This is a genomic window from Blautia sp. HCP3S3_D9, assembly GCF_052063845.1.
In the GTDB taxonomy this organism is placed as follows: Bacteria; Bacillota; Clostridia; order Lachnospirales; family Lachnospiraceae; genus Blautia_A.
The window spans coordinates 20809-36467 of record NZ_JBQHWS010000007.1; the positions used below are offsets into that span (position 1 = coordinate 20809).

The window sequence follows — 15659 nt, forward strand, 5'->3', positions numbered from 1 at the left end:
AGGAGAGAAGATGGCAGATAAGAACACAACATCAAATATTAACCTTGCTGCTGCCGAAGAACTCCCTAAGGCACAGAGCAAGTTCAAAGAATTTGTCAAGAAATTCATGAAGAGAAAAACAGCAGTGATTTCTCTGGCATTTATAGTTTTTATTATCTTAATGGCAATCATCGGACCGTATGTAGTTCCGTATGATCCGCAGGCACCGGATTACACAGCTATGATGCAGGGGCCAAGCGCAGCCCACATCTGGGGAACCAATGAATACGGACAGGATGTTTTCTCCCGTCTGATGGTTGGTACCAGACTTTCTCTTACATGCGCGCTGACAGCGACGATCATTGGTACGGCTATCGGTGTTGTTCTTGGACTGATCGCAGGTTTCTACGGCGGAATTATCGATTCCCTGATTATGAGATGCTGTGATGTACTTTTCGCTTTCCCTGATATCCTGCTGGCTATCGCAGTTGTTGCCATCATCGGACAGGGTATGGTAAACGTTATGATCGCAGTTGCGGTATTTACAGTGCCGTCCTTCGCACGAATCATACGAAGCGCGACGATTTCCGTAAAGCAGGCTCCTTATGTAGAGGTTGCCCGTTCCCTGGGATGTTCAAACACAAGAATCCTGTTTGTACATATTTTCCCTGGTACGATCCAGTCTATGATCGTTAACTTTACCATGCGTGTAGGTACTGCAATCCTTGCTGCATCATCCTTAAGCTTCCTGGGATTCGGTGCAAACGTTACAGAGCCTGACTGGGGTTCCATGCTTTCCACAGGACGTAACTATCTGAATACAGCTCCTCACATGGTACTGTTCCCTGGTATTCTGATCTTCCTTACAGTTCTGGCATTCAACCTGCTGGGCGACGGTCTCAGAGATACCCTGGATCCAAAGATGAACTAGGAGGAAGAAACCATGGCAGAAAAATTATTAGAAGTAAAGAATCTCCGTACGGAGTTTAAAAGAGATAAAACATGGGTGACAGCAGTTAATAATGTAAGTTTCTCCATTCAGCCGGGTGAGATTCTTGGTCTGGTAGGAGAGTCCGGATGCGGTAAATCCGTAACTTCCCTTTCCATTATGAAACTTCTGGCACGTAACAGTAAGATTTCCAACGGTGAGATCCTGCTTAATGGCAAGGATCTTCTCAAAGAAGATAAAAAAGGCATGAGAAAGATCAGAGGACGTGAAGTTGCCATGATCTTTCAGGAGCCGATGAACTCTCTGAACCCATGTATGAGAATTGAGAAACAGCTGACAGAAGCAATCCTGCTCCATAACAATTTCTCAAAAGAAGAAGCGCACAACAGAGCATTCGAAGTACTGAAATCAGTAGGTATCCCTGAACCGGATATGACATTAAAGAGTTATCCGCACCAGCTTTCAGGCGGTATGTGCCAGCGTGTTATGATCGCTATGGCAATGTCCTGTGAGCCGGAGCTTCTCATCGCGGACGAGCCGACGACAGCTCTTGACGTTACCATTCAGGCACAGATTCTGGAACTGATGGAGGACATCAGGGCAAAGAAGAATACAGGCATTCTGATGATCACACATGACCTTGGTGTTGTCGCTGAAATGTGTTCCAGAGTTGTTGTTATGTATGCCGGCCGAATCGTAGAAGAAGCGCCTGTGCAGGAACTTTTTGCAGATCCGAAACATCCATATACACAGGGGCTGATCGGTTCTGTACCGAAACTTGGAAGCGGTGTGGAATCTCTTCCGTCCATTCCGGGAAGCGTACCGGATCTGTCTGTAATGCCGAAAGGATGTAAGTTTGCACCGAGATGTAAATATGCAATGGATATCTGTCATCAGCAGGAACCGGAGCTTGCAGATATCAACGAAGCAGGTACCAGAAAATGCAGATGTCATCTGCTCAACAAAACCGGAAAGGAGGCGTAACCTGTGAGCGAGCCGTTATTATCAGTAAAGAATATGAAGAAAACATTCCAGGCAAACGGAGGAATGTTCAGCAAGAAGAAATTTGTTCATGCGGTAAATGACGTATCTTTTGATATTTATCCAGGCGAGACTTTTTCGCTGGTAGGCGAGTCCGGCTGTGGTAAATCCACGACAGGTAAACTGATCGATCATCTGATCACACCTGACTCCGGCGAAATCTGGTTTGAGGGAAAAGAAATCTCCAAACTTTCAGAGAAAGAAATGCGCCCGTTACGTTCAGATATCCAGATGGTTTTCCAGGATCCGTATGGTTCCCTGAATCCGAGAATGAAAGTTCAGGATCTTATCGGTGAGCCACTTCTGATTCACACAAATATGAGTGCAGGAGAGCGCCTTAAGAAAGTACATGAACTTCTCGGCACTGTAGGATTAAGCCCGTCTCATGGAGAGCGTTACCCGCATGAATTCTCCGGTGGTCAGCGTCAGCGTATCGGAATTGCCAGAGCACTGACTGTACAGCCAAAGCTTATCATCGCAGATGAGCCGGTATCTGCCCTTGATGTTTCTATCCAGGCGCAGGTATTAAATCTTCTGCAGCAGTTACAGAAAGACTTTAATCTTACCTATCTGTTCATTTCCCATGACCTGAGTGTCGTTGAGATGATTTCAGACAGAATCGGTGTTATGTATCTGGGTACGATCGTAGAGACAGCTCCGAAGAAAGAACTGTATGCAAACCCGAGACATCCATATACAAGAGCACTTCTTTCCGCAGTTCCGATCCCGGATCCGGAAGTGAAGAAAGAGCGTATTACCTTAAAAGGTGATCTTCCAAGTCCGAGTAATCCGCCAAGTGGATGCCTGTTCCATACACGCTGCCCACATTGTACTGAAAAATGTAAGACACAGGTGCCGACACCTGTTGAAATTGCACCGGGTCATATTGTAAAATGTCATTATCCGGAACTTACAGAATAGGAATTCCGAAATAACAATATTACACCTGAAGATGAACAGTGAAGAAAACAGGATTCACTGAGAGATACAGGTCATCATGAATGGATGAGGAAAGAGGGGCTATGTTTACTGAGGAAAGACAAAGCGCAATAGAGAAATGCCTTCGTGAAAACGGAAAAGTCAAGGTTAAGGAATTGAGTGAAATGTTTCAGGTCACAGAAGACTGTATCCGAAAAGATCTTAAGATTCTTGAAAACGCCGGTAAGTTAAAGAGAACCTACGGCGGCGCAATCCTTTCACAGGATTATCCGCTGAAAAGAGACGTAGTAGACAGACGCCAGTTTAACCTTGACAAAAAGAGAACAATTGCAGCCAAAGCATTTAAACTGATTAAGAATAACGAAACGATTTTCCTTGATATTTCTACCACAAATATCGAGCTGGCAAAGCTTCTTGCCACGTCAAATATGCGTGTGGTAGTGGTGAGCAATATGATAGATATCCTGCAGATCCTTACCACAAATCCGTCCATTACTGCAATCGGTACAGGGGGAACAATGTATCAGACAGTAAACGGATTTATGGGAGCTGCAACGATAGAAGTGATCAAACAATATAGCTTTGACCGTGCATTTATAGGAAGCTGCGGTGTGGATATGACTGATTGTGCAATTACTACATTGGGGGTAGAGGACGGATTGACAAAGAAAGCAGCCGTGCACAGCAGCAGACATAAATATGTTGTTATGGAAAGGGATAAATTCTATTTCAATGATTCCTATAAATATGCATACTTCGATGATATCAGCGGAATTGTTACGGATGAATTTCCAGATGATACGATCGTGAGTACACTGGAGAGAGCAGGGGTGAAATTGTTCTGATACAGGTAAGTCTTCGGGGGACTTATCTGATCTGGGTAAATCAGTCAGCAGAAAGGATGATCTGTCTGGCTTAAATGAAAAAAGATGGAGGCAAGTACGTGAAAGAATATATTTTGGAAGCCTGTGTAGATTCTGTAGAATCTGCTGTGGCAGCGGTTGAGGGAGCCGCAGACAGGCTGGAACTCTGCGGCAACCTGATCATCGGCGGAACCACTCCGGGACCGTGGCTTTTTGATGAGATAAGAAAGCGTTCGGATATCAGAATTCATGCCCTGATCCGTCCGCGTTTTGGAGATTTCTGCTACACAGATGCAGAATTTTCCATGATAAAGCATGCAGTAGAAGATTTCAGAAAAATGGGTGCCGAAGGTGTTGTATTTGGAGTGCTGAAACCGGATGGCACATTAAACATGGAACAGATGAAAGAACTGATGGAGGCGGCAGGGGATATGTCGGTGACCCTTCACAGAGCTTTTGATGTATGCGTGGATCCAATAGAAACAATGGAACAGGCAATCTCACTGGGAATCAATACGATCCTTACTTCAGGACAGCGCAATGTATGTCTGCAGGGGGCAGATCTGCTGAAGGAACTGGTAGAGAAGAGTCAGGAACGTATCACGATTCAGGCAGGAAGCGGCGTTGGAGCAGAAGTGATCCGCCAGCTCTATCCGCTTACAGGAGTCAGGGCTTATCATATGACAGGAAAGAGAGTCATTGACAGTGAGATGCAGTTTCGCAAGGACGGAGTCAATATGGGACTTCCGATGCTGAGTGAATATGAGATATGGCGTACGGATGTAGATAATATCCGTGCCGCAAAGAAAGTTCTGGAGGAATTATAATGGCAGAACCGAGAGTTTTTTTAAAAGAGAACAGGGGCCGAATTGAAGAGAACTACCTGGAGCAGGCAAAGAACCTGCCCCGGGTTTTTGCGCCTGTAGACGAGAAATTACAGAAATGTACAGAGGAAGTGGCGCTTGCATGTAAATATTTATATGCGTTTATGCCGTACAGTGATATTGGCAATTATCCATTTGAAGTATTTCTGGACTATGCAGAGAATGGTGTAAAGCTCTGGAAAGAGAATCCACAGGTTGCAGATCTTCCGGAAGAAATCTTCCTGAATTATGTGCTGTTTCACAGAGTAAATGAGGAAGAGATCGCACAGTGCAGAACTTATTTCCGCACAGAGATCGGAAGCAGAATACAGGGAATGAACTTCAGAGAAGCAGCGCTGGAAGTGAATTACTGGTGTGCCGAAGAAGCTACTTATCATTGTACAGATGACCGTACTTTATCTGCGATTTCTGTATACCGCAGAGGAAATGGCAGATGTGGTGAAGAGTCCGTATTCACTGTAAATGCACTGCGAAGTGTAGGCGTACCTGCCCGCCAGGTATATGCGCCGAAGTGGTCTCACTGCGATGACAATCACGCTTGGGTAGAGATCTGGTGTGACGGCAAATGGTATTTCCTCGGAGCCTGTGAGCCTGAAGAAATCCTGAATAAAGGATGGTTTACAAACGCTTCTTCCAGAGCAATGATGATTCATTCACGTGTGTTTGACACCAAGATACCGGAAGGCGAGGTGATCGGCACAGATGGTATGGTGACCATGCTGAATGAATTGAAGAGGTATGCAGTAACCAAAGAAATTACAGTAACAGTAAAGGATGCGCAGGGGTTACCCACAGAGGGAGCTGAGGTTTCCTTTGAGGTGCTGAACTATTCAGAGTATGCACCAATCGCAGAGAAGAAAACAGACAGTAAGGGAACCGCCAGACTGACAACAGGACTTGGGAGTCTGCATATTTCCGCAAGAATGTGTTCTGACGGCGAGTGGTTCTATGCGGAAACAGTTATGAACACTGAGAAAGAAGATAACTGTGAACTTTGTCTGGTATCGCAGGATAAAAGAAATGACGGCGAATCAGAAAAGTGGACAGCAGCAGATATATTTGCTCCTCATGATGCACCTGTAAACACAGACATGCCGACTTTAGAACAGAAGGCGAAGGGAAATAAGCGTCTGGCAGCAGCCAATGCACACAGAGAGCAAAAAGTAAGAAACTGGTCAAATCCGGAATGTGAACGTTTCCTGGAAAAAAAGGTAAACAGGATAGAAGAAGCCATTGCTGTCTCATACAGAGAAGATCTCCTGAGGGTTCTCACAGAGAAAGACAGAACTGACTGTATCAGTGACGTTCTGGAGGAACACCTGGAGCTGGCAATTCCATATCATGGTATGATGAAAAAGGATACCTTTGTATCTTATGTGTTAAATCCAAGAGTAGATGATGAAGTTCTTCAGAAATACAGAAGAGAGATTAAGAAGCATTTTTCCAGAGCTGAGAAACAGGAGCTGAGAGATGATCCTTCCAGAATCTGGAATCTGATCGAGAAGGCAATTGTTTCCAGACCGGAGAAAGAGCGTTCCAGTGTGATCACAACACCGGCAGGATGCATAAGGACCTGTACAGGAAGCTTCCTGTCAAAGAAAATCCTGTTTGTTGCAATAGCGAGAACCCTTGGAGTAGCGGCAAGACTGAATCCACATGATCGTTCTATGGAATATATGGAAAACGGAAGATTCGTTCCTGTGCTTGCAAGAACAGAGAAGAACTGTACTCTGATCCTGAAAGCAGGAGAGACTGTACAGTGGAAATATTTCCAGAACTGGAGTATTGCAAAACTGGAGAATGGAAGATATACATCACTGAAACTGGGAGCAGAGAATTTCGAAGATCAGATCCTGAATCTGCCGTTGGAATCCGGAAACTACAGGATTCTTACTTCAAACAGACTTCCAAATGGAAATATGTTTGCAAATGAATATCATTTTGAAATTCAGCCCGGAGAGACAAAGGAGATCGAGCTGGTACTCAGGGAAGCAGATCTGGAGGATATGCTGGAGAATATTTCCATGCCGGAATTTATGCTGAAAACTGAGGATGGTACAGAGGTGAAAGCATCTGACCTTACAGCAGACGGAAAACATATCCTGATGTTTCTGGAAGAAGAAAAAGAGCCTACTGAGCATATCTTAAATGAAATGATGGAGCAGGAAGAGGCTTTCGCAGGATATGCAGAGCAGATTATTTTTGTAGTGAGAAGCAAAGAAGCACTGGAGACACCGACACTGTCCAAAGCACTTGCAAAGTTAAAAAATATTCAGATTTATTATGATGATTTCTCAGAGATTATCAATACTCTGGGAAGGCGTATGTACGTAGATCCGGACAAACTTCCGCTGATTATTGTGACGAATGGAACCCTGAATGGGATTTATGCGACCAGCGGTTACAATGTAGGAACCGGGGATATGCTGTTGAGATTAATGTAAATAAATACAGGAGATAAGAAATCATGTATCAGTTTAACAGAAAAGAATATGAAGAACGTATGAAATGGTATCAGGATGCCCGTTTCGGAATGTTTATCCACTGGGGCTTATATTCTATTCCTGCAAGAGGAGAATGGGTACGCAGTACAGAGGAGATGCCTGAGGAAGAATACCTTCCGTTTATGAAAGAATTTGATGCCAGAGACTATAACCCGAAACAGTGGGCAAAAGAGGCAAAGGCAGCAGGTATGAAATATGTGGTTCTGACTGCGAAACACCATGATGGTTTCTGTTTATTTGACAGTAAATACACAGATTATAAAGTTACCAATACACCTGCAGGAAGAGATCTGATCAAAGAATATGTGGAAGCCCTTCGCGAAGAAGGTCTGAAAGTCGGTCTGTATTTCACCTTACTTGACTGGCATCATCCGGACTATCCTCATTACGGAGACCGCATCCATCCTATGAGAAACCATCCGGAATGCAGTAATGAAAACAGAGATTTTTCTCGTTATATAGAGTATATGTACAATCAGGTGGAAGAGGTCTGCACAAATTATGGAAAAATCGATATTATGTGGTTTGACTTTTCATACGATGATATGCGGGGTGAGAAATGGGGAGCAACAAGACTGATAGATATGGTCCGCAGATTACAGCCGGGAATCATCATTGATAATCGTCTGGAAGTCAGCGGTGAGGGAAGAGGTTCTCTGTATGACTGCAATCCGACACCATATCATGGCGATTTCGTAAGCCCGGAACAGATCATTCCGCCGGAAGGAATCTGCGACAAAGAAGGGAATCCGATGGTATGGGAAGCATGCTTCACCATGAACAATAACTGGGGCTACTGCGCAAATGACCACTATTACAAACCTGCTTCCATGCTGATCAAGAAGCTGGTAGAGTGTGTTTCCAAAGGTGGAAATATGATTCTGAATGTAGGACCTGATGCGAAAGGTAAATTCCCGAAAGAGTCCTCTGCGATTCTGGCGGAAATCGGACGCTGGATGGATAAGAACCATGACAGTATCTATGGATGCGCTCCGGCAGCAGATATTCCGAAACCGGATTACGGACGTATCACCAGAAATGGAAACAAGTATTATGTCCATATTTATGAGAATACATTAGGACCACTGCCGCTGATCGGCTTTGACAAGAATAAGATTGTGAAAGTACGTGCCCTGGATGACGGACATGAAGTGCCGATTTCTACTTTATGGGTGCACAGCGATTATCCGGATATCGCATTTGTTGACCTCGGTCCGGATCCTGTACTGCCGGATCCTGTAGACTATGTGCTGGAAGTGGAGATGGCTGAATAAAGATATAGAATACAAAAAAGCTGCCGGATGGCAGCTTTTTTTACGTTCCTTAACCGAACTGAGGCACAGGTGTCCGTCTGACTTAACAACGGTTTCTCTTGTTTACGAAATAATTCAGAATCCCGCCGCCTATGATAATAACAAGGGCAACAGCAACAACACGTTTCGCTGCTTCCTGCGGCATCTGGCTTTTGGAACCGATGGAATCGGAATAAAAAGTCAGGGTATAATTGATCTCATGAGGGGTGCCCATGGCAGTAGTGTCTGCGATTACCGGCATGCTCTCATCCATAATGGTAACCGGAATCAGGAATTCAGAATTCGTTCCTTCCTCATTGACAGGGAGATATTTTTCACCGTCAACGATCATGTAATCATAATTAGAACTGCTCCACTGGATATCGGCAGTTACTTCGCCGTTTTTTACGGTGATCAAAGTCGGTGAAGTGACACTGGCTTTGCCGCTCCCGCCCTCCAGCTCTACCTGGATGGAATACTCCCCATCTTCTTTATCAAGAGTGAAAGCCTGTGCAGCAGGAACAGAAGTCCATACTGACAGACAGCAGATCAAAGCTGCCAGAACTGCAAAAATCTTTCTCATATTTCTTTCCTCACTTAAATTCGATAATTTTCATCATCCCACAATTGAAATTAGTTGTCAATACTTCGTTGAAAAAGTTATCCTGTTTTAGTATAATAAAAGGTGCTGTCCGCACGCAACATCATTGAGAACGTAGTGAACAGTGAGCACAATAAATGAATATCTGTGAATTGCTTTGCTGCGAAGCAGCTCCTGCAATTCTGATATCATAAAAATGTATATGCAAATCACAGGAGGATATGGTAATGAGAGGAATTTTATACGGAGTAGGAGTTGGCCCCGGAGATCCGGAACTTATGACATTAAAGGCAGTGCGTCTGATCAAAGAGAATGATATTATTGCAGTACCGGGCGCAGAGGTGCGTGAAACAGTTGCATATAAGATCGCAGTACAGGCAGTACCGGAACTGGCCAAGAAGGAACTTCTGCCAATCTATATGCCAATGACACATGATAAGGCAGAACTGGAACTGAACCATGAAAAAGGTGCCAAGGCACTGGAAGCGGCACTTGATACAGGTAAGAATGTAGTATTTCTGACACTTGGAGATCCGACTATCTATTCAACATTTTCATATGTACAGAAGAGAGTAGAAGAGGATGGATATGAGACAAGACTGGTAAGCGGTATCACTTCCTTCTGTGCAACAGCAGCACGCCTGAATATCCCGCTTACAGAGTGGAACCAGCCTCTTCATGTACAGCCTGCAGTTCACCGCCTTGACAGTGAACTGGATCAGCCGGGTACCTATGTGCTGATGAAATCCGGCAAAAAGATGAATCAGGTAAAGGAAATTCTGGCAAAAAGCGGACGCAATATCCGTATGGTGGAGAACTGTGGAATGCCGGATGAGCATATTTACAACAGTGTAGAAGAAATTCCGGATGATGCAGGCTATTATTCTCTGATCATTGCAAAGGAACAGGATGGAGGATTATGATTGAGACCAGAGATCTGACAAAAACCTTTGACAATTTTACAGCTGTGGATTCCCTGAACCTGAAAATTGAAAAAGGGGAATTTTTTGGCCTTCTCGGACCGAACGGAGCAGGCAAGACAACGACCATCAGCCTGCTCTCAACCCTTCTTCTTCCCACAAAGGGAGAAATCCTCATAGACGGTCAGCAGCTTACGAGACAACGTCCTGATCTGAAAAGAAAAATCAGTGTGATCACCCAGGAATATTCCATGCGTCAGGATATGAATATGGATGAGATTATGGAATACCAGGGACGGCTCTATTTTATGCCGCGAAAGCAGATAAAAGAAAGAACAGAAGAACTTCTGGAGTTCTGTGACCTGCTGAAGTTTCGCAAACGTACAGTCCGTAAGCTTTCCGGTGGAATGAAGCGTAAGCTGATGGTCTGTCGGGCATTACTGACAGATCCGGAGATATTGCTTTTGGATGAACCCACAGCAGGTATGGATGCTCTTTCCAGAAGACAGATGTGGAATCTTCTGCGTAAGCTTAATGAGAAAAACCTGACGATCCTGCTGACTACTCATTATATGGAAGAAGCTCAGAGTCTCTGCAATCGTGTGGCACTGATGGATCATGGTAAACTGGAGGAGGTAAGTACTCCGTCAGCACTGATCGAGAGTCTTGGTGCTTATGCGGTGGACGAGATGACAGCAGATGGAACACAGAATCACTATTTCCATACACGACAGGAAGCAATCCGGTATCTGGAACAGCTTACAGGACAGGCGTCTCTTCGCGAGACGACACTGGAAGACGTCTTTGTAGAAAGAGCCGGGAAGCATTTGATTTCAAAATAGCAGTTATTAACCGAATCAGGGAAGTCCCCTGCGGAGGTTGCGAAAAAAGTTAGAATAATCTGGAGAAAAATGTATGGGAATTATAACAATATTATGGGAGAAGTGGGTAGAATTCCGCCGGGACTTCTATAAGATCACGCTGGCAGCAATGATCGCACCGCTAATGTATCTGATCGTATTCGGAATGGGAATCCAGACCACTTCTCATGGACAGCCATACCTGAATTTTCTGATTCCGGGTGTGGTATCACTGACAACTATGAACGGAAGCTTCAACGCCATTGCGCAGAACCTAAACGTACAGAGACTGTATGAGAAAGCTTTTGACCAGGTGATGATCTCCCCCACACCATTATGGCAGTTTATTGCCGGACAGATCATCGGGGGAAGTCTGCGCGGTCTGTATGCAGGAGGAATCATACTGCTTCTTACAGCACCTATTGAGACAGGATTGATCTTCAACGGATGGTCCTTTCTGGTGATGTTCCTGAATGGAGCAGTATTCTCAGCCATCGGCGTGGTGGTCTCCTTTCTGGCAAAAAACCACGCAGATGTGCCGAGGTTTTCCAATTATATCATTATGCCCATGGCATATTTGTGTAACACCTTTTTCTCAACAGAGAAACTTCCGGGATTTGTAGGCAAGTTTGTATCAGCCTTGCCATTATCCCAGACCAGCCATCTGATGAGAAGCATTTCATCAGGTGAGGCGGTGAATTACAGTGGTATTGGGATTCTGCTTCTTTATTTGCTGGTGTTTACTGTAGCAGCATCATGGTTTATTTATAAGAAGAAAAATCTGTAAAGTAAGAAGAAAAACTTGTAACTGACTGACAAGGAGGAGCCTGTGCTCCTCCTTGATCTGTTTAGGTATTATATATATCAATGTGAATTTTTGTAAAGAGAAAACAGGGAATCATATACTGTCAGTATATCCCGATATTACCGGTGAACAGCAATAAAATGGTATATTCCATTTATTGACTTTTATCCTTTGAATGATATACTTGAATTATGCATAACCGAGCAGCTGTTTTTGACATCTGTCCGGTTAAATTTTCACACAGCCATAATAACAGAAGAAAGGGCATACATTATATGAGTAAGCCAAAGATATTAATCGTTGATGATTCACAATTAAACAGAGAAATCCTTGCCTGTATGCTGGAAGATAACTATGATATCTGTGAAGCTGAAAATGGAAAGCAGGCAGTTGAAATCCTTGAAAGATGCCATAAGGATTTTAAGCTGGTGCTCCTTGACCTGATCATGCCGGTAATGGATGGTTATCAGGTACTTGCTGTTATGAAGGAAAAGCAATGGCTGGATATGCTGCCTGTTATCTGTATTTCATCAGAGACTTCCGGAGATAGCATCCGTCGGGTTTATGGGCTGGGAGCAAGTGATTACTTCACACGTCCCTTTGATGCAATGACGGTCTTTCATCGTGTTGAGAGTACGATTGCGCTGCATGATAAGATGACGGGAGACCTGCAGGATGCGATGAAAATGTTATCATCTATTTTTCACCGGATACTCAAGATTAATCTCTCGACAGATACTTATACAGTTATAAGAGGAAAAGACAGTACTGTTTCCATGCTTCCAAGTCTTTCTGAAAGCCTTAAAATGATGGCTGATTATAAATATATTTATGAAGAGGATCAGGAAGAATATTTGAAATTCTGCAGTATAGATAATCTGAGAAGAGAACTTGCGAAAGGCAGAGAACGCATTTACCTGAACTACAGAACTCTGATAAAACAGGAGTACCGCTGGGTATGTATGGAAGTCATCAGAAGTGCAGAATATAAACCGGATGACCAGATTGCCATGATGTATATCCGGGATATCAATGATGAATATCTGAAACAGCTGGATAAGATCATACGTCATGCAAAAGATGCGTTTGCCTCAGTTACAGTAAATATTTCGGATGGAAGCTGTATTATGGCAAACAGCAGGATTGCTTCACTGGAGCTGAAAGATGTAAATGAACCACTGGATTCTTATATTGAGCGGATCAGTCAGTCTATTCCGCAGAGAGAAGTGAGAACTCAGTACAGAAAGGTATTTTGTGTAGATAATCTGAGGGAGTGTCTGACACAGGGAAAAGATATGATCCAATGGGAATGTCCTGTGTATGCCGCAAAAGGAATCAGTCTGAGGATGATCAGAACCACAGTTGAGATGGTCCGGAACGTTTCTTATGACAGGCTGGAAGCACTGATCTATTTTTCTGATATTACAGAGAACTATTTTTCAGAGCAGATTCCGCATATGCTGTACAGAAAGAATTTTGACAGAATAGAGATTATTGACGGGCAGAGAGACTGTGTGAGACTGGATCATCCGGGTATCTGTGCCATGGAGATGGTTCTGGCAGAAGAGATTAGTTATTCCGGTTATGTTACTGAAGTTATGAAGAAATTTGTTCCGGATGATGAGAAATCCGTATATGAAAAATGTGTGCGTCTTGATACCATTCGGAAAGAACTGCAGGAGAAAGATAGATATTCTTTCTCTGTTCATCAGTTTAATAAAAAAGGGGAGAAATGTTTAAAGAACTATACATTTTTTTACCTCAATAAATTTTTTGACATTATTGTAGCTACAGTTGAGGATATTACGGAGAAATTTGAACAGGATATTCTGACGGGCGGATATAACAGACAGGGTTTTATCCGTCATGTGGAACGGATCCTGAAAGAAAGTGAAGACAGAACCGGATATGCGGTTGTATTTTTCGATATTAAGAATTTCAAGGCAGTCAATGAGCTTTTTGGAACAGAAATCGGAGATATGATGCTGCGCAAAGTGTACGAAGATGTCCGGAAATCAGAGCTGAAGCCTCTGGTATCGGCACGTGAGGACGCAGATCATTTTATCTGTCTGGTAGAACGTAAGAATCTCGATCTGGATATGCTTACCGGAATGTGTCAGAAGAAACTTACCCGGGGAGGAAAAACACTTCATTTGTCTGTCAAATGTGGGATTTTTATGCTTGAAAAGAAAAAAATGTCTGTGAATGGAATGATTGACAGGGCAAAGATTGCCCAGAGATATATTACAGATGAGTTTGTCCAGTCATATAAGATTTATGATTCTTCCATGAAGAATACATATATAGATAAAGCAACATTAGCAGGTGAACTGGAGGAAGGGATTGAGCAGGGACAGTTCAAAGTATATTTTCAGCCTGTTGTGGATGCAATGACCGGAAAGATTGCATCAGCAGAATCTCTGATCCGGTGGTTCCACCCGAAAAAGGGATTTATTTCGCCGGGTGTATTTATTCCTGCACTGGAGGAAAGCGGACATATTTCCGAACTGGATCTGTATGTGCTGGATTCGGTTAATGAATTTCAGAAGAAACGTTATCAGTCCGATAAGATCACAGTTCCGGTATCAACTAATCTGTCATGGATGGATTTCTATGATGAGACGATCATGAACTGGCTGGAGAAGAAATGTGCGGATACTTCCATGCCGTCCGGTCTGTGCAGAATGGAGATTACGGAAACTTCCTATGCTGCCATTGAGGCAGACAGAAATGCAACTCTGGAGGCATTAAGAGAAGCAGGGATTCTGCTGCTCCTGGATGATTTTGGAAGCGGATATTCTTCCTTTGGAATGCTCCAGAATTACAACTTTGATATTATGAAAATTGATATGAGTTTTGTGCGGCAGATAGAAACCAATACCAAAACACGCAGTATTATCCGCTTCATCATTGAAATGGCACATACTATGGAGATAAAGATTATAGCGGAAGGTGCTGAAACTAAAGAGCAGGTCGAGTTCTTAAGAGACAACGGCTGTGATTATATTCAGGGTTATTATTTTTACAAACCGATGCCGGAGGAAGAGTTTGTGAAACTGCTGGATGCCGGCAGATAACAGTTACATATAATAGTCTCGCACAAACTGTACAAACTGCTTTACATGGGGTTTCAGAATCCTGTTTTTGCTGTAGACTATATAGAAACTGCGCTTATGGGCAGCTTCCTCCAGCGGAAAGACAAGAATCTGCTTTGTCCTCTGCAGGTCATTGACAGAGCGTGATGATAGAATAGAGATTCCCAGACCATTGACAATGGACTTTTTGATGCTTTCCAGGTCATTCATGCGGGCGATCACATTCAGATTGCCTGTTGTGATGCCTGTGCGATCCAGAAAAAGGTCCATTTCTTTTTTTGTGCCGGAGCCCTTTTCCCTGAGGATAATAGGATCTTTCAGGAAATCATGAAAAATAGCGGGTGTTTCTCTGTCCTTGAGTGCAAGATAGTGATCTGTTACAGGAGTTGCAATGACCAGCTCATCATGGCAGAAAGGAATAAACACGCAGCTCTCGTCACGTGTATTCTGACCTACCAGAGCCAGATCTACAGTTCCGTCCAGTACCCGGCTGATGGATTCTGAACTGTCTGACTGTATGGAGTGAAAATAAACATCCGGGTGCGTTTTGCCGAAAGCAGCAAGCAGTTCCGGCAAAAGATAAGAAGAAGGAATGGTAGATGCAGCCAGATCTATCATATGTTTGTGGGCACCTGTAAAATTCTCAAGCAGGTTATTTCTGATCTCCAGCATACGGACTGCACTGTCATAAAGCTGGTAGCCTTTGGCAGTGATTGTTGTTTTCTTTGTAGTACGAATGATCAGTTTCATATGCAGTTCATCTTCCAGAGAACGTATATGCGCACTGATCGTGGGCTGTGTCAGGTAGAGGCGGCGGGCCGCCTCTGAGAAGCTGCCGTAGTCCACGACAGCGACGAATGCTTCTAATTGTTTAAATTCCATTGTGAAACTCTCCTTTTATAGCAATCCTCTTAAATAATGCATTTA

13 protein-coding genes are annotated in these 15659 nt (G+C 43.7%); 11 read left to right on the top strand and 2 right to left on the bottom strand.

Annotated elements, in window-relative coordinates; all coding sequences use genetic code 11:
- The first annotated feature begins 10 nt into the window (after positions 1–10).
- The 7 genes from ACTNES_RS03030 to ACTNES_RS03060 all read left to right on the top strand — a co-directional run bounded on the left by ACTNES_RS03030 (position 11) and on the right by ACTNES_RS03060 (position 8433).
- Positions 11–910 carry an ABC transporter permease gene (locus ACTNES_RS03030; RefSeq protein ID WP_020993648.1) on the top strand — a complete coding sequence of 300 codons (900 nt, stop codon included), beginning with the start codon at positions 11–13 and terminating at the stop codon, positions 908–910.
- 12 nt (positions 911–922) lie between these two features.
- Positions 923–1912, top strand: coding sequence for an ABC transporter ATP-binding protein (locus tag ACTNES_RS03035; RefSeq protein ID WP_022380021.1), 990 nt, complete (start codon positions 923–925; stop codon positions 1910–1912).
- A 3-nt stretch (positions 1913–1915) separates the two neighbouring features.
- The gene (locus tag ACTNES_RS03040) at positions 1916–2890 is read left to right on the top strand and encodes an ABC transporter ATP-binding protein (protein WP_020993647.1); all 975 of its coding nucleotides are present in this window, start codon (positions 1916–1918) and stop codon (positions 2888–2890) included.
- 80 nt (positions 2891–2970) lie between these two features.
- The gene (locus ACTNES_RS03045; protein ID WP_441038478.1) at positions 2971–3753 is read left to right on the top strand and encodes a DeoR/GlpR family DNA-binding transcription regulator; all 783 of its coding nucleotides are present in this window, start codon (positions 2971–2973) and stop codon (positions 3751–3753) included.
- Positions 3754–3851: 98 nt separating this feature from the next.
- A complete protein-coding gene (locus tag ACTNES_RS03050; RefSeq protein ID WP_441038479.1) occupies positions 3852–4598 on the top strand; it encodes a copper homeostasis protein CutC in 747 nt (248 codons plus the stop codon).
- Positions 4598–7099, top strand: coding sequence for a transglutaminase domain-containing protein (locus ACTNES_RS03055; RefSeq protein ID WP_320813306.1), 2502 nt, complete (start codon positions 4598–4600; stop codon positions 7097–7099). Before ACTNES_RS03050 ends, ACTNES_RS03055 begins: the two co-directional genes overlap by 1 nt.
- 23 nt (positions 7100–7122) lie before the next feature.
- Positions 7123–8433 (top strand): alpha-L-fucosidase, encoded by a 1311-nt coding sequence (locus tag ACTNES_RS03060; RefSeq protein ID WP_118520030.1) that lies wholly within the window; start codon positions 7123–7125, stop codon positions 8431–8433.
- Between the two features lie 82 nt (positions 8434–8515).
- Here ACTNES_RS03060 and ACTNES_RS03065 read toward each other — a convergent pair whose 3' ends face one another.
- On the bottom strand, positions 8516–9034 hold the full coding sequence (locus ACTNES_RS03065) for a hypothetical protein (protein WP_291815774.1): 519 nt from the start codon (positions 9032–9034) through the stop codon (positions 8516–8518).
- A gap of 245 nt (positions 9035–9279) precedes the next feature.
- Here ACTNES_RS03065 and cobI point away from each other — a divergent pair, with 245 nt between their 5' ends.
- From cobI to ACTNES_RS03085, 4 genes are all read left to right on the top strand, one after another.
- The gene (cobI, locus tag ACTNES_RS03070) at positions 9280–9975 is read left to right on the top strand and encodes a precorrin-2 C(20)-methyltransferase (RefSeq protein ID WP_173742093.1); all 696 of its coding nucleotides are present in this window, start codon (positions 9280–9282) and stop codon (positions 9973–9975) included.
- Entirely contained in the window at positions 9972–10814 is an 843-nt protein-coding gene (locus ACTNES_RS03075) for an ABC transporter ATP-binding protein (protein WP_441038480.1), read from the top strand. Before cobI ends, ACTNES_RS03075 begins: the two co-directional genes overlap by 4 nt.
- A gap of 73 nt (positions 10815–10887) precedes the next feature.
- Positions 10888–11619, top strand: a complete 732-nt coding sequence (locus ACTNES_RS03080) for an ABC transporter permease (RefSeq protein ID WP_441038481.1) — start codon at positions 10888–10890, stop codon at positions 11617–11619.
- 293 nt (positions 11620–11912) lie between these two features.
- A complete protein-coding gene (locus ACTNES_RS03085) occupies positions 11913–14714 on the top strand; it encodes a two-component system response regulator (protein WP_441038482.1) in 2802 nt (933 codons plus the stop codon).
- A 3-nt stretch (positions 14715–14717) separates the two neighbouring features.
- Here the strand turns inward: ACTNES_RS03085 and ACTNES_RS03090 are convergent, their stop codons facing one another.
- Complete coding sequence (locus tag ACTNES_RS03090) at positions 14718–15614, bottom strand: selenium metabolism-associated LysR family transcriptional regulator (protein WP_441038483.1); 897 nt, start codon at positions 15612–15614, stop codon at positions 14718–14720.
- Between the last annotated feature and the right edge of the window lie 45 nt (positions 15615–15659).